This is a genomic window from Nonomuraea sp. NPDC054003 (genome assembly GCF_055585125.1).
Map to the genome: position 1 here is coordinate 353,752 of NZ_JBVJKR010000006.1, position 19,298 is coordinate 373,049.

General features: G+C 72.2%; 19 protein-coding genes. 12 read left to right on the forward strand and 7 right to left on the reverse strand.

Features of this window, described 5'->3' with window-relative positions:
* Positions 1–20 precede the first annotated feature (20 nt).
* Positions 21–839, reverse strand: coding sequence for a PIG-L deacetylase family protein (locus ACZ6YG_RS18165; protein WP_148029674.1), 819 nt, complete (start codon positions 837–839; stop codon positions 21–23).
* Positions 840–863: 24 nt separating this feature from the next.
* On the opposite strand from ACZ6YG_RS18165, the gene ACZ6YG_RS18170 reads away from it, so the two are divergent.
* Genes ACZ6YG_RS18170 through ACZ6YG_RS18180 form a run of 3 tightly spaced genes read left to right on the forward strand, consistent with a single transcriptional unit; the run spans position 864 to position 2,689 of the window.
* Entirely contained in the window at positions 864–1,970 is a 1,107-nt protein-coding gene (locus tag ACZ6YG_RS18170; protein WP_466018627.1) for a glycosyltransferase family 4 protein, read from the forward strand.
* Positions 1,971–1,988: 18 nt separating this feature from the next.
* Entirely contained in the window at positions 1,989–2,231 is a 243-nt protein-coding gene (locus tag ACZ6YG_RS18175) for a hypothetical protein (RefSeq protein WP_148029675.1), read from the forward strand.
* On the forward strand, positions 2,228–2,689 hold the full coding sequence (locus tag ACZ6YG_RS18180) for an SRPBCC family protein (protein WP_148029676.1): 462 nt from the start codon (positions 2,228–2,230) through the stop codon (positions 2,687–2,689). The genes ACZ6YG_RS18175 and ACZ6YG_RS18180 overlap by 4 nt, the downstream gene beginning before the upstream one ends.
* A gap of 45 nt (positions 2,690–2,734) precedes the next feature.
* Here ACZ6YG_RS18180 and ACZ6YG_RS18185 read toward each other — a convergent pair whose 3' ends face one another.
* The gene (locus ACZ6YG_RS18185; RefSeq protein WP_148029677.1) at positions 2,735–3,118 is read right to left on the reverse strand and encodes a hypothetical protein; all 384 of its coding nucleotides are present in this window, start codon (positions 3,116–3,118) and stop codon (positions 2,735–2,737) included.
* Between the two features lie 241 nt (positions 3,119–3,359).
* Here ACZ6YG_RS18185 and ACZ6YG_RS18190 point away from each other — a divergent pair, with 241 nt between their 5' ends.
* Positions 3,360–4,472, forward strand: coding sequence for an aromatic ring-hydroxylating oxygenase subunit alpha (locus ACZ6YG_RS18190; RefSeq protein ID WP_261808350.1), 1,113 nt, complete (start codon positions 3,360–3,362; stop codon positions 4,470–4,472).
* On the opposite strand, the gene ACZ6YG_RS18195 is transcribed toward ACZ6YG_RS18190, so the two are convergent.
* Positions 4,439–4,999: a DUF1707 SHOCT-like domain-containing protein gene (locus tag ACZ6YG_RS18195; protein ID WP_246639423.1), complete on the reverse strand. Its 561-nt coding sequence runs from the start codon at positions 4,997–4,999 to the stop codon at positions 4,439–4,441. The two genes, ACZ6YG_RS18190 and ACZ6YG_RS18195, sit on opposite strands and share 34 nt — an antisense overlap.
* A 182-nt stretch (positions 5,000–5,181) precedes the next feature.
* On the opposite strand from ACZ6YG_RS18195, the gene ACZ6YG_RS18200 reads away from it, so the two are divergent.
* From ACZ6YG_RS18200 to ACZ6YG_RS18235, 8 genes are all read left to right on the forward strand, one after another.
* Positions 5,182–6,111: an anti-sigma factor RsbA family regulatory protein gene (locus ACZ6YG_RS18200; RefSeq protein ID WP_271277632.1), complete on the forward strand. Its 930-nt coding sequence runs from the start codon at positions 5,182–5,184 to the stop codon at positions 6,109–6,111.
* A gap of 168 nt (positions 6,112–6,279) precedes the next feature.
* Complete coding sequence (locus tag ACZ6YG_RS18205) at positions 6,280–6,900, forward strand: DUF998 domain-containing protein (protein ID WP_397198723.1); 621 nt, start codon at positions 6,280–6,282, stop codon at positions 6,898–6,900.
* Positions 6,901–6,928: 28 nt separating this feature from the next.
* Complete coding sequence (locus ACZ6YG_RS18210; RefSeq protein ID WP_148029680.1) at positions 6,929–7,387, forward strand: universal stress protein; 459 nt, start codon at positions 6,929–6,931, stop codon at positions 7,385–7,387.
* A gap of 87 nt (positions 7,388–7,474) precedes the next feature.
* The gene (locus tag ACZ6YG_RS18215) at positions 7,475–8,734 is read left to right on the forward strand and encodes an APC family permease (RefSeq protein ID WP_466018628.1); all 1,260 of its coding nucleotides are present in this window, start codon (positions 7,475–7,477) and stop codon (positions 8,732–8,734) included.
* A 197-nt stretch (positions 8,735–8,931) separates the two neighbouring features.
* Positions 8,932–10,356, forward strand: a complete 1,425-nt coding sequence (locus tag ACZ6YG_RS18220) for a methionine--tRNA ligase (RefSeq protein ID WP_466018629.1) — start codon at positions 8,932–8,934, stop codon at positions 10,354–10,356.
* Positions 10,357–10,414: 58 nt separating this feature from the next.
* On the forward strand, positions 10,415–11,389 hold the full coding sequence (locus tag ACZ6YG_RS18225) for a phosphotriesterase family protein (protein ID WP_466018630.1): 975 nt from the start codon (positions 10,415–10,417) through the stop codon (positions 11,387–11,389).
* A gap of 41 nt (positions 11,390–11,430) precedes the next feature.
* Positions 11,431–11,817, forward strand: coding sequence for an STAS domain-containing protein (locus tag ACZ6YG_RS18230; protein ID WP_148029683.1), 387 nt, complete (start codon positions 11,431–11,433; stop codon positions 11,815–11,817).
* 9 nt (positions 11,818–11,826) lie between these two features.
* The gene (locus tag ACZ6YG_RS18235; RefSeq protein ID WP_148029684.1) at positions 11,827–12,720 is read left to right on the forward strand and encodes a sigma-70 family RNA polymerase sigma factor; all 894 of its coding nucleotides are present in this window, start codon (positions 11,827–11,829) and stop codon (positions 12,718–12,720) included.
* A gap of 371 nt (positions 12,721–13,091) precedes the next feature.
* On the opposite strand, the gene ACZ6YG_RS18240 is transcribed toward ACZ6YG_RS18235, so the two are convergent.
* The 4 genes from ACZ6YG_RS18240 to ACZ6YG_RS18255 form a co-directional block, all read right to left on the reverse strand.
* Positions 13,092–14,243 carry a hypothetical protein gene (locus ACZ6YG_RS18240; RefSeq protein ID WP_466018631.1) on the reverse strand — a complete coding sequence of 384 codons (1,152 nt, stop codon included), beginning with the start codon at positions 14,241–14,243 and terminating at the stop codon, positions 13,092–13,094.
* Between the two features lie 570 nt (positions 14,244–14,813).
* Positions 14,814–17,366 (reverse strand): Tex family protein, encoded by a 2,553-nt coding sequence (locus ACZ6YG_RS18245; protein WP_466018632.1) that lies wholly within the window; start codon positions 17,364–17,366, stop codon positions 14,814–14,816.
* A gap of 28 nt (positions 17,367–17,394) precedes the next feature.
* Positions 17,395–18,558, reverse strand: a complete 1,164-nt coding sequence (locus ACZ6YG_RS18250) for an amidohydrolase (protein ID WP_466018633.1) — start codon at positions 18,556–18,558, stop codon at positions 17,395–17,397.
* A 203-nt stretch (positions 18,559–18,761) separates the two neighbouring features.
* Positions 18,762–19,196, reverse strand: coding sequence for an RpiB/LacA/LacB family sugar-phosphate isomerase (locus tag ACZ6YG_RS18255; RefSeq protein ID WP_466018634.1), 435 nt, complete (start codon positions 19,194–19,196; stop codon positions 18,762–18,764).
* Between the last annotated feature and the right edge of the window lie 102 nt (positions 19,197–19,298).

A 19,298-nucleotide genomic window follows, 5' to 3' on the forward strand; every position in this document is an offset into this window, starting at 1 on the left:
GGCCGGGTCCATCTGGGGGACTATTTCGGCCCCGGGTCGAAGGGATGACGCACCCGGGTGCCCGGCGGCAGGTCGCGCCGGACGTACCACTCGGTGCCGAAGACCAGGCGGTAGAGCGGGCCAGGCACCTTGAGCATCACGGCGAGCGTGCGGTCGCTGTCGCCGCCGGAGGCCTGCGACACGTGCGCGGCCATCGCGGCCCGCTTCTGCCGCGCGTAGCGGCGCACGTTGACCCGGTGGGTGATGGTCTCGCCGGCCGAGTAGGCGCTCTCGAAGGTGCGCACGTCGAACTCCGGCGGGAACCGGTAGACCTTGCCCGCCATCCGCAGCAGCCGCAGCAGCGGGTCGCGGTTGACCGTGGCCTCCAGGACGATCGGCGTGCCGGCGATCTCCGCCGCCCGCCTGCCTACCCGGTGGACCTGCACGTGGTCGGGGTGGCCGTAGCCGCCGGCGGGGTCGTAGATGGTGAGCAGGTCGGCCTCCTCCTCGCGGAGGATCGCGGCGAGCGCGCCGGCGGCCTTCTCGGTGTCGGCGTCGATGAACGCGTTGTCGGGGCGCTCGTCGGCGACGCCGCCCTGCGGGCTCAGCCCCGAGTCGCCGTAGCCCAGGCACTCCACGCGGGCGCAGCCGAGCACCGCGGCCGACTGGTAGAGCTCTTTCATCCGGGTCTCGCCGAGCGCCTCGCCGGGATCCATGTCGGCCAGGCCGCGCTCGCCGGCGGTGGCCACCACGAGCACCACGCGGTGCCCCTCGGCCGCCAGCATCGCCATCGTGCCCGCCGTCAGCAGGGCCTCGTCGTCGGGGTGGGCGTGGAAGAAGACTGCGGTACGTGGAGGCACAGGCCCCAGATTAGTCTGGGAGAGGTGCGGATCTTTCACGTGAGCGACTGTTACCTCCCGCGGCTCGGGGGCATCGAGGTGCAGGTCGCCGATCTCGTGCGGATGCAGCGCGAGTCCGGCCACGCCGTCGAGGTGGCCACCGCCACCCGGGGGGAGCCGCTCGACGGGGTGCACCGCGTCGCCGCCAGGATGCCGTTCGACCTGCCGGTCCACCCGCGCGGGGTGAGCCATCTCACCAGACGGCTGGCGCTGTCCAGGCCCGACGTGGTGCACGTGCACATGGGGGCGGTCTCGCCGTTCGCGTGGATGGGGGTGCGCGCCGCGGTGCGCCGCGGGCTGCCGTGCGTGGTGACCGTCCACAGCATGTGGGACCCCGTCACGCGGGCCCTGTACCGCCTCCTGGGGCTCGTGTACGGGTGGCAGCGGTGGGGACTGGTGGCCACCACGGTCAGCAACGCGGCGGCGGTGCCGATCCGCCGGGTGGCCGGGCCTGGGGTGCCGGTGCGGGTGGTGTCCAACGGCCTCGACCTGTCCGGCTGGCGGCTCTTTCCCGGAGGCGGCGGGCCCGAGCCGCGTGACGAGGTTCACGTGGTGGCGGTCGGCCGGCTGGCCCCGCGCAAGCAGCCGGTGGGCCTGCTGCGGATCCTGGAGAAGGCGAGGGCGCGGGTGCCCGCGGCGATCCCGCTGCGCGCCACGGTGGTCGGCGACGGCCCGGCCAGGCCGGCCATGGAGCGCTATCTGGCCAGGCACGGCATGAGCGGGTGGGTGTCGCTGCCCGGCCGCTACAGCAGGGAGCGCATCGCGAAGGTGCTGGAGTCGGCCGACGTGTTCGTGGCGCCGGCGCCGCGCGAGTCGTTCGGCATCGCCGCGCTGGAGGCCAGGACCGCCGGGCTGCCGGTGGTCGCGCGGACGCAGAGCGGGGTGGCCGACTTCGTCGAGCACGGCACGGAGGGCCTGCTCGGCCGCGATCCGGGCGCGGTCGCCGAGGCCGTGGCGCGGCTCTGCGAGGACCCCGGGCTGCGGGAGCGGATCACCCGCCACAACCGGGCCAACCCGCCCGCGGCGGGCTCCTGGCCCACGGTGCTCGCCGGATTCGACCGGGCGTACGCGGAAGCGGCCGGCCGCGCCTGAGGGTGTTATCTTGTTACCGTGGTACCAACCGAGCGGACGCAGACCGGCCTGAGAGTGGAGAAGAACCTGTTGAAGGTCCTCAAGGGGCTGGCCGAATATCTCGACATGTCACTCGGCGACCTGGTCGAGGGCATCACGCTGCACGCCTTCGAAGGCCGCGCGCCGTTCTCCGACGAGACCCTCGGCAAGATCGCCCAGCTCAAGTCCGTCTACGGTCTGACGCTCACCGCCGACGACGCCCACAAGCTGGTCGACCGGTGAGCGACGGGCACTGCACGCTGACCGGGCACGTGCCGGTCCCGCTGCCGCCGCCGGAGGCGCTGCGCCTGTTCACCCCGCGCGGCGAGGAGGAGTGGATCAAGGGCTGGCGGCCCCGCTTCCCCGTCCCCGCCCCCGACGACTCGCGGCCCGGCACCGTCTTCGAGACCGACTCCCACGGCGAGCGCACGATCTGGGTGGTGGCCGACCGGCAGGAGGGCCACCGCATCAGCTACGCGAGGGTGACCCCCGGCTCGCGGGCCGGCACGGTGACGGTCACCGCCGTCGACGACGGTCACGGCGGCACGACGGTCGAGGTCACGTACGAGCTGACGGCGCTGTCCCCGCAGGGGGCCCGCGAGCTGCGCGGGTTCGCCGACGGCTACGCGGACTTCCTCGGGTCCTGGGAGCGGGCGATAGCCGCCCGGCTCGCCTCTCCCAACGCGGCCACCCCTACGTGACGCGACCGGGGGCGGTCGGCGACTGCCCCCGGAACCGTTCTCTGGTCAGCTGCAGGCCTGCTGGATCTTGGTGATGAAGCCCTGCAGCTTGCTGACCGACTCCATCGAGCCCGCCGGGTCGGAGCCGTCGATCTTGATGCCTTCCAGGCCGGTGGCGAGGTCGTTGAGCGCGGCGCCGACCTCGCCGTCGTAGTTGCCGGCCAGCGTCTTCACCTTGGCGCCGGCCTCCTTGCCCGCGGTCTCCAGCGCCTTCGGGTCCGTCGCGGCCGACGCGGCCGTGGTGTTGAACTCGTTCATGATCGTGGTGACTTCCGCGGCGGCGGTGTTGCAGTCGACCGCCTGGCTCAGGGCACCGCAGCCGGTGATCGTCATACCTGCGAACGCGAACGTCGCGACCGCGAGGGCCAGGCGACGGCGAGGGGGTGTCATGGTTGTGCCTTTCGTAGGTTCAGGGACGAACGGACAGTAGAAGCGCGTTCTTGACGGTCGCTTGCACCGCGCTAACGACCGCGCTAACGACCACGGTGACAGCAGGTGGCCAGCCGGGGTGGAACGCCGTGACCAGCCCCGGCGCGCGCCGCCCCGGATGCCTCTTGACACGCCCTCAGGCCGACCCGAATATGTCGCATATAGAGCAACTCGGTGCGTATTACGCAACAAGGAGTGTCCCTTGACCAGCACATCGAGTCTGATCTCCACGCTGCCCGGACGCTCCTACACCGACCCGGCGCTGTTCGTGGCGGAACAGGCCAGGATCTTCGAGGTCCTGTGGTTCTGCGCGCTCCGGTCGGACGAACTCGCCAGACCCGGGGCGTTCAGGACCGTCCAGGTCGGCAGGGAGAGCGTGATCGTGGTCCGGGGCCGGGACGGGGAGCTGCGCGCGTTCCTGAACGTCTGCAGGCACCGCGGCGCCCGGCTCTGCGTGGAGGAGACGGGCGAGGTCAAGCGCACGCTCAAGTGCCCGTACCACGCCTGGGCCTACGACCTCGACGGCCGCCTGGCCGCCGCGCCCAACCTGGTCAAGATGCCCGACGTGGACCGCGTCGAGTACGGCCTGGTCCCGGTGGCCCTGCGCGAGTGGCTCGGCTACGCCTGGGTCTGCCTCGCCGACCAGCCGCCCTCGTTCGAGGACACGGTGATGCACGCGGCCACGGAACGGCTCGGCGACCCGGCCGCCATCGAGCACTACCAGACCGACAAGCTCGCCCTCGGCCGCCGCATCCGCTACGACGTGCGGGCCAACTGGAAGCTGATCGTCGAGAACTTCATGGAGTGCTACCACTGCGCGACCATCCACCCCGAGCTCACGGCCGTGCTGCCGGAGTTCGCCGGCGGATACGCCGCCCAGTACTACGTGGGCCACGGCGCCGAGTTCGCCGAGCGCGTGCAGGGCTTCACCGTCGACGGCAGCCCCGGCTTCGGCAAGCTGCCCGACGTCTCCGCCGAGCAGGACCGGCGCTACTACGCGATCACCGTCAAGCCGCAGGTGTTCGTCAACCTCGTGCCCGACCACGTCATCGTGCACCGGATGTTCCCGATGGCCGTCGACCGCACGGTCGTGGAGTGCGACTGGCTCTACCACCCCGACGTGGTGGCCTCGGGAGCCGACCTGTCGCTGTCGGTCGAGCTGTTCCACCGGGTCAACGAGCAGGACTTCGACGCCTGCGAGCGGACCCAGCCCGGGATGTACTCGCGGGCCTACCGGTCAGGCGGCGTGCTGGTGCCGAGCGAGCACCACATCTCCGCCTTTCACGACTGGGTGAACCAGCGCTTGCGCGGATAGCGTACGGTCAGGCCGCCGTACTTGCTCTGCCCGACGATCACCAGGTGAAGGGCGCCGGGCTGCTGGCGGCCCGGCACGTCCGCGACGCTCGTGCTGCCCCAGTCGCTGCGGAACCCGTCGATGTCCGCCGACGCGCCCGGCGGCAGCACGATCTTGGCCGCTCCGTACTTCAGGTCGAACGCGACCTCGACCACCCGGTGCGGAACCACGGCCTCGGTGAAGTCGAGGTGGACGGCGCCGTGCTTGGAGGCGATCCGCAGCCGTCGCGGGACCGCCCAGTCGCCGGTGCGCCGGATGCTGTCGTGCGTGCTCTCCAGGGTCACCTCGTCGCGCGCCGGCCCGGCCGCCGCCGCGGGCAGGTCGTCGACCAGGGCGACCAGATCTCCGTAGACCTTGGCGCTCAACGCCCTCTCCAGGCGCTCCTCCAGCTCGAACTGGTCGAGCCGACCCTCGGTGAACGCCTGCTGCAGCTGCTGGGTGATGCGCTCCCGGTCCGCGTCCGAGGCGCGCATCCGCAATTCCGACATACTCCGAGCATAGGGATCGGAAACCTAGAACGGGAGTTGACGGCCGGATGGGGTGCGCAGATCCAGGGAGAACGCTGGACGCGGCTGGCGGGGTCGCCGGACGACCCGGTATCTCTTCACACTGAGGGGGTACCCCCAACGAGGTGCCTTGAAGTCGTCAATTCCGGGTAGCTTGAATCACGATGCTGGCCGAGTCCTTCTCCTTCTCACATCCGGCCCTCTTCTACAGAGGCGACCGGGAATACACGGCTGCCGTCACGGCCTTCGTGCGCGAGGGCCTGGCGGCCGGTGAGCCCGTCGCCGTCGCGGTGCCCGGTCCCAAGCTGGAGCTGCTGGAGCGGGAGCTGGGCGCCGACGCCGCCCGCGTCCTCATGCTCGACATGAACCGGGAGGGCCGCAACCCCGGCCGCATCATCCCCGGCGTGCTGCTCGACTTCGCCGACCGCCACCGCGACGCCCACGTCCGCATCGTCGGCGAGCCGATCTGGCCGGACCGGACCGACACCGAATATCCCGCGTGCGCCCAGCACGAGGCGCTGATCAACTTCGCGTTCGAGGGCCGCCACGTCACGATCCTGTGCCCGTACGACGCCGAGGGGCTCACCGCCGAGGTGCTCCGCGAGGCGGAGCTCACCCACCCGGTGCTGCTCGACGCCGCCGGCGAGCGGCCGAGCGGCAGCTACGCCCCGCGGCTCGTCGTCGACGGCCACAACCGGCCGCTCGCCGACCCCGACGACTTCGTCTCGCTCCGCTTCGACCACGACAACCTGGCCGCCGCCCGCGGCCTCGCCGCCACCGCGGCGGCCGAGATGGGGTTCGGCGGCCACCGGCTCGACGACGTCCGCCTGGTGGTCGCCGAGCTGGGCGCCAACAGCCTCGACCACGGCGGCGGCGCCGGTCTCATCCGGGTGTGGCGCGAGGGCGGCCGCCTGGTCTGCGAGGTGAGCGACGCCGGCCACATCGCCGACCCGCTGGCCGGGCGCAGGCCGGTCGACCCGCAGGTGGCGGGCTCGCGCGGGCTGCTCATCGTCAACCTGCTCAGCGATCTGGTCCGGGTCCACACCCGCGCGGGAGCGACCGTCGTCCGCGTCTACTTCGACGCGCCGCGCTGACGTCCGCCCCACCCTCCCTGATCGGGCCCGCCCTACCCAGGGTCGGGTCCTCGCAGGTCAGGGCAGGGTCTTAGGGGGTGATCCGACCTAAGTACTAAGGGATCGACCAGGGAGCGCTGGGGCTCTTCTCCGATACTCCGCGAGGCCGCGTGCCACGACCTTGGAAGCATGAAGGGATTGCTTGCCAGCGGATTCACGGCCATCGGCACCGGCACCGGCACCATGGTCGCCCTGCACGCCGAGGCGGGGCTCGACCCGATGCACACCGTCATCAGCGAGTACGCCTTCCAGGCGGCCGGCTGGCTGCTGCCGCTGTCGCTGACTCTCTTCGCGGCGGGCGCGGCCCTGATCGCCGAGGCGCTGCGCCGGTCCGGCGCGGACCGGTGGGTGGTGGCGCTGCTGGCCGTGTGGGGAGCGAGCATGTTCCTGGTCGGCGCCTTCCCGACCGACGCGCCCGGGCTGCCGCTGTCCTTCTCGGGGGCCGTCCACCGCTATGCCGCCTTCGTCGCGTTCCTGGTGATGCCGCTGGCCGGACTGCTGCTGGCCAGGGCGCGGATCCGGTACGCCGGATGGGTGCGGGTGCTCAGCATGGTGGCCCTGGGCGCGCTGGTGATGGTCGTGATCCCGTACGCGGTGCGGATGTTCGGCATCCCGCTGGAGAACGAGGACTTCCCGGCCGGGCTGATCCAGCGGACCGTGGTGATCACCGAGCTGGGCGTGCTGGCGCTGGCCGGCCTGTCGACGCCGGGGCGGCCCGCCCGCCGCTCGACGGCCCCGGCCCTGGCGTAATCGCCCCGCCTTTCGGTAGAGGACGGGCATGACGATTCTGATCGCGTACGACGGATCCGACGACGCCAAGGCGGCCATCGAGTGCTGCGGGAAGATGTTCCCCGGCCGGGACGCCGTGGTGCTGACCGTGTGGGAGCGGCTGGCGATGACCACCGCGCGGGCCTCCGCCGGCCTGGTGATGGTCGTGGACACCTCGCCCGCCGAGGAGGAGGCGATCCAGCGGGCCATGACCGAGCTCGCCGGACAGGGGACCGAGCGGGCGCGCGCGGCGGGGCTGGAGGCACGGCCGCGCTGTGAGCCGGACGCGCCGGCCGTGTGGGCGACCATCGTGGACGTGGCCGACGAGCTCGACGCCGAGCTGATCGTGACCGGCACGCGCGGGCTCGGCGGGGTGCGGTCGCTGCTGCTCGGCAGCACCTCGGACCGGGTGCTGCACCACGCGGGCCGGCCGGTGCTGGTCGTGCCGGGCCCGAGACCCGCCGAATAGCACGCTGTTCAGCCGCTGTTCTCCCGCCGTGGGTTGATCGCGCCGGTCCGATGCGGCAGAGTGCGCCGGACGGTGAGGGAGGGGTGCGTGGGCGAAGGGCTGGCCAGGCGACTGGGCACCGGTGACGCGGTCGTCGTGGGATTGAGCGCGATGGTCGGGGCCGGGGTGTTCGCCGTGTTCGCGCCGGCGGCCGGGGCCGCCGGGTCGTGGCTGCTCGCCGCGCTCGGGCTGGCCGCCGTCGTGGCCTACTGCAACGCCACCTCCTCCGCCCGCCTGGCGGCCCGCCACCCGGAGTCGGGCGGGACCTACGTGTACGGGCGGCGCAGGCTGGGGCCCTTCTGGGGCTACCTCGCGGGGTGGGGGTTCACCGTCGGCAAGACGGCCTCCTGCGCGGCCATGGCGCTGACCTTCGGCGCGTACGCCGCGCCCGGCCTGGCCAGGCCGCTGGCCGTCGGCGCGGTCGTCGTGCTGACGGCGCTCAACCTGTTCGGAGTGCGGCGGTCGGCGGGCGCGGCGCGGATCATGGTCGGGTTCGTGCTGCTGGTGCTGGCCGCCGTCGTGGCGGTGGCGTTCCTGCCGGACCTGGTCGCCGGTCCCGCGTACGACCAGCCGCCGGGCCTCCGCATGTTCCTCGATCCCGAGGTGACCGGGTGGGGTGTGCTCCAGGGGGCCGGTCTGCTGTTCTTCGCGTTCGCCGGGTATGCGCGCATCGCCACGCTGGGGGAGGAGGTCCGCGACCCCGGCCGGACGATCCCGCGCGCCATCGGCGTCGCGCTCGGCCTCACGCTGGTGGTGTACGCGCTGGTCGCCGTGGCCGCGCTGGACACGCTCGGGCCGGGGATGCTCGCCCAGTCCGCCGAGCCGCTGGTGGACGTGGTGAAGATGGCCGGTGCGCTGTGGCTGGAGCCGGTGGTGCGGGCCGGCGCGGCGGTGGCGGCGCTCGGCGCGCTGCTCGCGCTGCTGCTCGGCGTCTCGCGCACGGTGCTCGCCATGGCCCGCGAGCGCGACCTGCCCGGCGTGCTCGCCGCCGTCGACCCCGTCCACCAGGCGCCGCGCCGGGCCGAACTGGCGGTGGGTGCGGCCGTGGTGGTGCTCGTGCTCGTCGCCGACCTGCGGGAGGCGATCGGGTTCTCGTCCTTCGGGGTGCTCGTCTACTACGCGATCGCGAACGCCGCCGCCCTGACCCTGCGCCCCGACGAGGGCGCGCCGCCGAAGGCGGTGCCGGTGCTCGGGCTGGCGCTCTGCCTCCTGCTCGCCGCCACCCTGCCGGTGGCGTCGGTGGTGGCCGGGCTGGTCATGTTCGCCGTCGGCACGGCGCTGTGGGCCCTGCGCCGCCGCCGGGCCTGAGCCGCCCGCTTCCTCGTACGCCTGCTTCCTCGTACGCGGAAAATGGCGGGAGACGCGTGGGGCCGATCGGTACGATGGGAGGCATGACGGCGTTCGCGGTGATGACGGCCCCCTAGCGGGGTTCACCGGACGACGTCCTTCACGAGGCCCTGCGAGCGGGGCCTCTCGTCGTGTCAGGGGTCCCCGGGAGGCACCCGATGTACATCACGACGACCATTCCCTATGTGAACGCCCGCCCGCATCTCGGGTTCGCGCTGGAGATCGTGCAGGCCGACGTGCTGGCCCGCCACCATCGGCGGCGCGGCGAGCCGGTGCGGTTCCAGACCGGCACCGACGACAACTCGCTGAAGAACGTGCTGGCGGCGGAGGCGGCGGGCGTGCCGGTGCGCGAGCTGGTCGACCGCAACGCCGCCGCGTTCGAGGGCCTGCGCGGGCCGCTGGACCTGTCGTTCGACGCGTTCGTCCGGACCAGCTCCCACCCGGGACACCGGGCCGGGGTGGAGCGCCTGTGGCGGGCGACCGCGCACGACCTCTACCGCAGGCACTACGAAGGGCTCTACTGCGTCGGCTGTGAGGCGTTCTACCAGGAGGAACCCTGCCCTGAGGGGCACCCGGAACCGCTGCGGCGGGTGTCGGAGGAGAACTGGTTCTTCCGGCTGTCCCGCTACCGCGAACCGCTGCTGGACCTGATCAGGAGCGGCACCCCGGCGATCGAGCCGGTCAGCCGCAGGAACGAGGTGCTGGCGTTCCTGGAGTCCGGCCTGGAGGACATCAGCGTCTCGCGGTCGGCGGAGCGCTCGCGCGGCTGGGGCATCCCGGTGCCCGGCGACCCCGGCCAGGTGGTGTACGTGTGGTGGGACGCGCTGGCCAACTACATCACCGCGCTGGACGGCGACGACTACGGACGCTGGTGGGAGCGCGAGCCCCGCAGGCTCCACCTCATGGGCAAGGGCGTGATCCGCTTCCACGCCGTGTACTGGCCGGCCATGCTGCTCTCGGCCGGGCTGCCGCTGCCCACGCGGATCTTCGTGCACGACTACGTCACCGCGGGCGGGCGCAAGATCAGCAAGTCCGGGGGCGCGACGGCCGACCCGGTGGCGCTGTCGGCCGCGTACGGGGTGGACGCGGTGCGGTGGTGGCTGCTGCGCGAGGTGCCGCGCGTCGGCGACGCCGACTTCACCGAGGAGCGGCTGATCGCCCGCGCCGACGAGGACCTCGCCAACGGCGCCGGCAACCTGGTCAACCGGGTCGTCACGATGGTGCACAGGTTCCGCGACGGGAGGGTGCCCGACGCCCGGCCGGAGCCGCTGGAGGCGGCCGGCCGCGCGGGGGAGCGGGTGCACGAGGCGCTGGAGGCGTTCGACTTCCGGCGGGCGGCGGCCGCCGTGCAGGCGATCGTCGAGGAGGCCAACCAGTACGTGGAGCGGACGCGGCCGTGGAAGCAGGATCCCGGCGGGCGCGACGCCTCCCTGGCGACGCTGGTGCGCGCCTGCCGGGAGCTCGCCGTACAGCTGGAGCCCTTCCTGCCCACGGCGGCGCGCCGGGTGGCCGCGGCGGTGCGCGAGGAGGACGGGCGGCTGCCGCGGCCGGCGCCGCTCTTCCCCCGGCTGGGCGGCGGTTGACGGGGAGTCAGGGGCCGCTTACGGTGGCGCGGGAAGATCCGCCGGCACGGAGGTGGCCATGCCCGTCGTCAGCACCGTCCGAGGCCCGGTCGACGTCGCCGAACTCGGCCAGACCCTCATGCACGAACACATCTTCGTGGCCGCCGCCGAGCACCTGGAGAACTACGGCAGGGGCGCCTGGTGGGACGAGGAGGTCCGGGTCGCCGACGCGATCACCAAGCTGAACGCGGTGGCGGCCAAGGGGGTGCGGACGATCGTCGACCCGACCGTGTGGGGGCTCGGCCGGTACATCCCCCGCATCCAGCGGGTCGCCGCCGGGGTTCCGGACCTCAACATCGTCGTCGCCACCGGCATCTACAGCTTCGAGGAGCTGCCTCACCAGTACGAGCACCGCGGCCCGGGGCTCCTCCTCGACATGCCCGACCCGATGATCGACGACTTCGTCCGCGACCTCACCGACGGGATCGCCGACACCGGGGTCAAGGCGGCCTTCCTCAAGTGCGTGGTCGACGAGAAGGGGCTCACCCCCGGCGTGGAGCGCATCTGCCGCGCCGTCGCCCAGGCCCACGTGCGCACCGGGGCGCCGATCACCGTGCACACCAACTCGCCCGCGCAGAGCGGGATCGTCGCGCTCGACCTGTTCGCCAAGGAGGGGGTGGACCTGACCAAGGTGGTGGTCGGCCACGCCGGCGACAGTAACGATCTGGACTACTTGCGGCGGCTCGCCGACACCGGGGCGACGCTCGGCATGGACCGGTTCGGGCTCGACCTCTACAACCCGACGCCGCAGCGCGTGGCCACGATCGCGGCGCTGTGCGAGCGCGGCTACACCGACCGGATGGTGCTCAGCCACGACGCGTCCTGCTTCATGGACTACTTCCCCAACGAGTGGGACATGGTCGGCGTCATCGCTCCCAACTGGCGCTATGACCACATTCACGATGATGTGCTGCCCGCTCTGCGTGAGGCGGGCGTGACGGATGGGCAGATCGAGCAGATGCTGGTGTTCAACCCCCGTCGATACTTCTCGTAAAGTAAGGGGAAGTCAGACGCAACGCAGGTAGGTGGAGCTGGGTGACTTCGGACCAAGCCTTGTCGATCAGTCTCGGTCTCCAGGGGCCGTGCGTCATCGCGAGGCTGACGGGCGACTTCGACTTCGGCTCCGCCGCTGAAGTACGCGACCGAGTCACCAAGGCTCTCGACCTCACCCAACCGCCGATGCTCGTGATCGACATGCAGGCGGTCAGCGTCTGCGACTCCTCGGGTCTGTCCGTGCTGGTCTACCTGCACAAGGCCGTCACCGCCTCCGGCGGCAAGCTGCTGCTGTCCGGGCTCAACGGCCGGTGCAAGCACCTGTTCGCGATCACCGCGCTCGACAAGTTCTTCGACATCAGGACGACCGCCGAGCTGGCCATCGCCGAGCTGAGCGAAGAGGGGAATTCGCCGCCCTTTACCGGGTAGTCGCCTCGCATGTCGGCTGAAGAGCCCGATCTGCTCGGCCTCTACCTGCAGCAGATCGGCGTGATCCCCCTGCTCTCCGCCGCGGACGAGGTCGACCTGGCCAAACGGATCGAGGCGGGCCTGTACGCGGGTCACCTGATCGGCCGGGGCGCGGGCTCCCCGGAGCTCGAAGACGTCCGCCGCGACGGCGAGCGTGCCAAGGAGCTGCTCATCAGGTCCAACCTGCGGCTCGTCGTGGCCGCGGCGCGCAAGTTCGCCCACCGCGGGCTGCCCATGACGGACGTCGTCCAGGAGGGCAACCTCGGGCTCATGAGGGCCGTGGAGAAGTTCGACTACCGGCGCGGATACAAGTTCTCCACCTACGGCATGTGGTGGATCCGGCAGGCCATCGAGCGCGGCATCCACGACAAGAGCCGTACGGTCCGGCTGCCGATCCACGTGGCCGAGGAGCTCGCGCGGCTGCTCACGGTGGAGCGGCGGCTCGCCGTCGAGCTCGGCCGCGACCCGGGCCTCGACGAGCTGGCCGAGGCCGCCGGGCGCTCGGTCCGGCAGGTGGCCAGGTTACGGATGCTGGCCCAGGAGACGGTCAGCCTGGACATGCCCGTCGGCGACCGGGGCGAGGGCAGGATCGGCGACCTGATCGCCGACGAGGACGGCCTGGAGGTGCAGGAGCTCACCGAACGCCGCGCGCTCGGCGCCGAGCTGAACCGGCTCGTCACGTCGCTGCCGCCGCGCGAGGCGTACATCATCAGGCTGCGGTTCGGGCTGGCCGGGCGCGAGATCATGACTTATACGGAGATCGCCGCGCAGATGGGGCTGACCAGGGAGCGCATCCGGCAGTTGGAGAAGCAGGCGTTCAAACGCCTGCGGGAAGGCGGACCGCTGCTCGCCTGGGCATCATGAGCCGAAATATCGGCAAATGTGGACGTTGACCTTGCTCCCGATCTGGTGGTTAATCAGGATGCCGCTTTCAACAGGGGGAGGCGGCGGCCGGTCAGTCATGGGGGCACCAGTGCGCAGACGCCATGCCGGAAATCGCGCCACGACGCTGTCGAGGCTCTGGAGACGCTGGCTCGACGGAGAGATCCGCTTCGACCTGCGCGCGTTGAGGGTGAGGGCCAGGGGCGAAACGCCCCTGGCTGTCAGGAGGTGACCAGCAGGGCCAGGCCGATGAGAACCACGACCGGCACGAGCCAGACGACCGCCTCGGCAGCGAACTCCTTGTACATCGTGTAGATCTCCCTCTCAACGCCCGGGCGGGGGCAGCGTGAACGTCACTGCACACCATAGCCGCCCCCCGCCGGTGGATCGGCCCCCGGCTCCTCCGTCCGGCTCGCGGCGATGCGCTTGGCGAGGCCGGCGAGCGACTCGTCGGCCATCAGCGCGGGCAACCTGGGGGCCTCCGCGGCGATCCGGTCGTGGATCTCCTCGTGGTCGCCCAGGTGGCGGGTCCAGGCCCGCAGGACCTCCGGCATCGCGGCGATCGCCGCGTCGCTCAGGATCGCCTCGCGGGGCAGCCACGAGGTGAGGAACGCCGACACCCTGGCCGGGCTCCACCACAGCGGCCGCGCGCCCAGGAACTCGGCCAGCGCGCCGAACGCCTCGTCCGCCCCGGGCGTGTCGGGCAGGGCGTCGAAAGCGGTGAACGTCTCATCCGGCGCGTGACGTACCGGATCGGGGACGGACCGGGCGCGTGCCAGCGCGAGCGGGCGGACGGCGGGCAGGGTGTCGGCCACCTCCGCGCCCATGAGCAGGTCGGTCACCTCGAACGCGTCCAGCACCCGCCCCGCCACGACGTCCGCCGGCGCCCGCGCCAGGTCGAGGTCGTCGAGGAACTTCGGCTCCTCCACCACCGCGTCCACCGCCAGCCCGCCGTGCGCCTGGTCGATGCCCACCACCAGCAGATGCGGCTCCCGGCCGTCGGCATAACGGAACGCGAGCGCGGCCAGCACCTGCTCGCCGTGCCGATCACCCCTGCCGTACCACGCCCCCTCGCACACCACCTCCCCCATCCGGGCCGCCCACCTGGGCAACCACTCCAACGCCTCCCGCCCTGCCATGGCGAGATCGACACCGTACGAGGGAGGTGTCCGTGGGACGGTCGCCGTGAGATCGTCGGGTTCTTCGTCCTCCCGGGCGGCGGCGGTGAGATCGTCGCGTTCTTCGTCCGAGGTCGGTGTCTCCTGGACGGCCTCGGCGTCGTACGGCGTCGCGCTGGCGGTCGTGGTGAGGTCGTCCGGGAGTTCGAGCGTGGCCAGGGCCGCTGTCGCGAGTCTCGCCTCGGGACGCTCGGAACCGGCCAGTTCGCCCAGCAGGTCAGGGTCGCCCTCGGACACCAGGCGGGCCGCCCAGAGCTCGGTGCGCAGCGGCGAACGCCACCGGAGGAGGTCACGGGCCTGCTCGATCGCGCGGTCGTACGTGGTCACCTTCCGACCGTATCGTCCCACCGGTCATGACAGCCGTCACCGCCGGTCCGGGTCGCCGCTCGTCCCTGGCGATGTCCATCCACAGTCCCACCGCGCGTCCCGTGGAAACCGAGATGTCGGGCTGCGTGATTCTCCCGCACGGCAGGAGAACGGAGAACGTCCTCTTCTGGAGTCGCCCGGTCCTCACGGGCGGCACAACGTCCCATCCCTGAGCCGCCGAATCCTTCGGCGCGGGTACGCGGGAACCGAGAACGTCCTCTCTCTTAGCCGCCGGATCCTCACAAGCGGTACGTGGAGACGGAGAACGTTTCCTCATCCGGGCGGAGCGCGGCGTCTGGAAAGACGGTCAGCGGACCTGCACCCATGGTCGATCTTGAGGATGTGCGACAGGACTAGGCCGAGTGGTGCCGCTCAGGTACTGGGGGACGGGCACGCCGTACTGACCGGGCTTGGGGTTGTGGACTGCCATGACGCGCGCGTGCACTTGGCGACGATGGTCATGGCGTCCGACGTAGGCGGGATTGACCACACCTCCGGCCTCCCGGACCGGGTGTCCGGGAGGCCGGGTGGTTACTTGTCGTTGCCGGTGAGGCCGGCCTTGCGGAGGGCCTCGGCCATGGCGCCCGTGGGCTCGGCGCGGCGCTGGGACTGGCCGCGGCGGTCACGCTGGGCGTTGCCGCGCTGGTTGCCCTCGCCTCCGCCGCGCCGGTCGCCCTTGGCGTCGCGGCGGGCGTCTCCGCGAGCACCGTCGCCCCGGGTGCCGTTACCGCGAGACCCGTCTCCTCGGGCGGCCCCGCCGCGGGCTCCATCGCCCCGGGTGCCGTTGCCACGAGAGCCGTCCCCGGTGTTGCCGCGAGAGCCGTCTCCCCGGGCGGCGTTACCGCGAGCACCGTCGCCTCGGGCTCCGTCGCCGCGCGCGCCGTCGCGGCGGGGGCCGCCGCCTCGGCCTTCGCCCCGGCCGCCGGAGGCCGCGGGCTGGGCGGCGTCGTCGTCGAGGCGGAGGGTGAGGGAGATGCGCTTGCGCGGGATGTCGACGTCCAGCACCTTGACGCGCACGATGTCGCCCGGCTTGGCGACGTCGCGCGGGTCCTTGACGAAGGTGCGCGACATGGCCGACACGTGGACCAGGCCGTCCTGGTGGACGCCGACGTCGACGAAGGCGCCGAACGCGGCCACGTTGGTGACCACGCCCTCCAGGATCATCCCCGGCTCCAGGTCGGACAGCTTCTCCACGCCCTCCTTGAAGGCCGCCGTGCGGAAGGCGGGCCGAGGGTCGCGGCCGGGCTTCTCCAGCTCGCGCAGGATGTCGGTGACCGTCGGCAGGCCGAACGTGTCGTCGGTGAACTTCGGCGGGTCGAGGGACCGCAGCGTGGCCGTGTTGCCGATCAGCGACTTGAGGTCGGTGCCGACCGCGTCGAGGATGCGGCGGACCACGGGATAGGACTCGGGGTGCACGCTGGAGGCGTCGAGCGGGTCGTCGCCGTCCTGGATGCGCAGGAAGCCCGCGCACTGCTCGAACGCCTTCGGCCCCAGCCGCGGCACGTCCTTCAGCGCCGTGCGGCCGCGGAACGGGCCGTTGGCGTCGCGGTGGCGGACGATGCTCTCGGCGAGCGTGGCGCCGATGCCCGACACGCGGGTCAGCAGCGGCGCGGAGGCGGTGTTGACGTCGACGCCCACGCCGTTGACGCAGTCTTCGACCACCGCGTCGAGCGACCGGGACAGCTTGGACTCGGCGAGGTCGTGCTGATACTGGCCGACGCCGATGGACTTCGGGTCGATCTTGACCAGCTCGGCCAGCGGGTCCTGCAGGCGGCGGGCGATCGACACCGCGCCGCGCAGCGACACGTCGAGCTCGGGCAGCTCCTGCGAGGCGTAGGCGGACGCGGAGTAGACGGACGCGCCCGCCTCCGACACCACCACCTTGGTCATCGACGGCATGAGCTTGACCAGCTCGCCGGCCAGCTTGTCGGTCTCGCGGGAGGCGGTGCCGTTGCCGATGGCGATCAGCTCGACGCCGTGGCGCTGCGCCAGCGCGCCCAGCACGGCCAGCGACTGGTCCCACTGCCGCTTGGGCTCGTGGGGGTAGACGGTCGCGGTCTCGACGACCTTGCCGGTGGCGTCGACCACGGCCACCTTGACGCCGGTGCGCAGGCCGGGGTCGAGGCCCATGGTGGGGCGGCTGCCGGCGGGCGCGGCGAGCAGCAGGTCACGCAGGTTGGTCGCGAACACCCGCACCGCTTCGTCCTCCGCCGCCTGCCACAGCCGCATCCGCAGGTCGATGCCCAGGTGGACGAGGATGCGGGTGCGCCACGCCCAGCGGACCGTCTCCCACAGCCACCCGTCGGCGGGCCTGCCCCGGTCGGAGATCCCGTAGCGGGCGGCGACCCGCAGCTCGTAGGCGGCGGTCTCCTCGGGCTCCAGCGCGACGGTGAGGACCTCCTCCTTCTCGCCGCGGAAGATGGCGAGGACGCGGTGGGAGGGAAGCTTGGTGAACGGCTCGGCGAAGTCGAAGTAGTCGGAGAACTTGGCGCCCGCCTCCTCCTTGCCGTCGCGCACCTTGGAGGTCAGCCTGCCCCGCTCCCACAGCTGCTCGCGCAGCGCGCCGATCAGGTCGGCGTCCTCGGCGAACCGCTCGATGAGGATCGCCCTGGCGCCCTCCAGCGCCGCCCCGGCGTCGGCCACGCCCTCGGTGACGAAGCCCGCGGCCGTCGCGGCGGGGTCGAGCGACGGGTCGCCGAGCAGCTGGTCGGCCAGCGGCTCCAGCCCCAGCTCACGGGCGATCTGCGCTTTGGTGCGCCGCTTCGGCTTGTAGGGCAGGTAGATGTCTTCGAGGCGGGCCTTGGTCTCGGCCGCCATGATCTGGGCGCGCAGCTCGTCGTCGAGCTTGCCCTGAGACTCGATCGACTCCAGGATCGCGGCCCGCCGCTCGTCGAGCTCACGGAGGTAGCGCAGCCGCTCTTCGAGCGTGCGCAGCTGGGCGTCGTCGAGCGCGCCGGTGACCTCCTTGCGGTAGCGCGCGATGAACGGCACGGTGGAGCCGCCGTCGAGCAGCTCTACCGCGGACCGCACCTGCCCCTCGCGCACCCCGAGCTCTTCGGCGATCCGCTGGTGAATAGAGAGCACTTGCCCTGCCTTTCGATGGTCCCGCCGGTCAATTGTGCAGGACGATGCCGTCTTTCATGACAAGAGTGCGCCCGGGGCGAACGACCACGGCCTCGGCCGGGGTGCTCGCCCCGACCACGACGAGGTCGGCCCGATCGCCCGGCGCGAGCCCGTAGCCGCGCAGGCCGAGCGCGCGGGCGCCGCCGTGGGTGGCGGCCTCCAGGGCCAGCTCGATGTCGTCGTCGCGGCGGAACGTGCTGCGGTAGGCCAGATGCATGGCCCGCTCCAGCATGTCGCCGCTGCCGAACGGGCCCCACAGGTCGCGGATGCCGTCGTGGCCGCACGCCACCGTGACGCCGGCCGCCCGCAGCGTCTTGACCGGCGGCACCGGGAAGCTGTAGACGGCGGCGGTGCAGACCGCCACGCCCGCTCCGGCGAGTCCCTCCGCCAGCTTGCCCGCCTGGGCGGCGTCGACCTGGCCGAGCGCGTACGCGTGGCTGATCGTGACCCGGCCCGCCAGGCCGAGCACGCGGGTGCGTTCGGTGATCAGCTCCACCTCCCACGCGCCCAGCGAGCCGCCGTCGTGCAGGTGGATGTCGACGTGGGCGCCGTAGCGGTCGGCCAGGCCGAAGATCAGGTCGAGGTGGCGCACGGGGTCGCGGTCGATGCCCGCCGGGTCGAGGCCGCCGACCGCCTCCACGCCGCTCTTGAGCGCCTCCTCCAGCAGCTCGGCGGTGCCGGGGTTGGTGAGCAGGCCGTGTTGCGGGAACGCCACCTGGGTCACGTCGACCGGCACCTGCGCGGCCGCCTCCCTGACCGCCTCCACGCCGCGCAACCCGGTCTGCGGGTCGATGTCGGTGTGGCTGCGCACGCTGGTGGTGCCGTACGAGCTCATCGCCCGCAGCAGGGACACCATGCGCGGCACGCTCGGGACGCCCAGCTCGCCGCGGCGGGCCAGGTCGTTGCCGATGCGGCCGGCGAGGGTGTCGTCGGCCGAGTGGGGCACCCAGGGGCCGCCGTAGAGGGTCTTGTCGAGGTGGCAGTGGGCGTCGACCAGGCCGGGCAGCACGAGCTGCCCCGCGACGTCGACGACCCGCGCGCCGGGGGCCTCGACGGACGGCGCGACGACCTCGATCACGCCGTCGCGGACGAGGACGTCGGCGGGGCCGTTGACCCCCCAGGGCCGGCCGCCGCGCAGCAGGACGTCTGTCATGCCCTGCACCCTAAAGCGCGACACCGACGTTTTGCGGCCCTCCGCCGTCCGGGTTCGGTGGGTTGGGGGTGAGGTGACTTTGGGGTGGTTTGCGCGGCACTGACGTTTTGCGGGCCTCCGCCGTCCGGGTTCGGTGGGGTGATTTTGGGGTGGTTCGCGCGGCATTGACGTTTTGCGGGCCTCCGCCGTCCGGGGGTGAGGGGTCAGATGTGGTCGAGGTGGGCGATGTTGGCCTGGTCGGTTTCGTCGGTGCTCGGGGTGCCGCGCAGCCAGGCGTCGAGGATCTCGTCGAGCAGGACGTCCGAGGTGAGGCGGAGGCTGAGGGCGAGCACGTTGGCGTCGTTCCACTTGCGGGCGCCGTCGGCCGTGTAGGAGTCGACGCAGAGCGCGGCCCTGACGCCGGGCACCTTGTTGGCCGCGATGGACGCGCCGGTGCCGGTCCAGCAGCACACCACCGCCTGGTCGGCGCGGCCCTCGGCGACGTCGCGGGCCGCCGCCTCGGACGCCCAGGCCCAGTCGTCGCGCTCGTCGCCGTTGAGCGCGCCGTGCGTGACCACCTCGTGGCCGCGCCGCCGCAGAACGGCCACCAGCCGCTCCGCGACCCCGTCCAGGCTGTCGGCCGCCACCGAGATCCGCATCCTGCCCTCCTCCGGCCGGGAACCTGTTCTCAGGTCTACCAGTGAAGGGCCCGATGCGAGAGCGTGACTGGCGCAATGCCGGTGTATGTGCTTGGTTGGGGC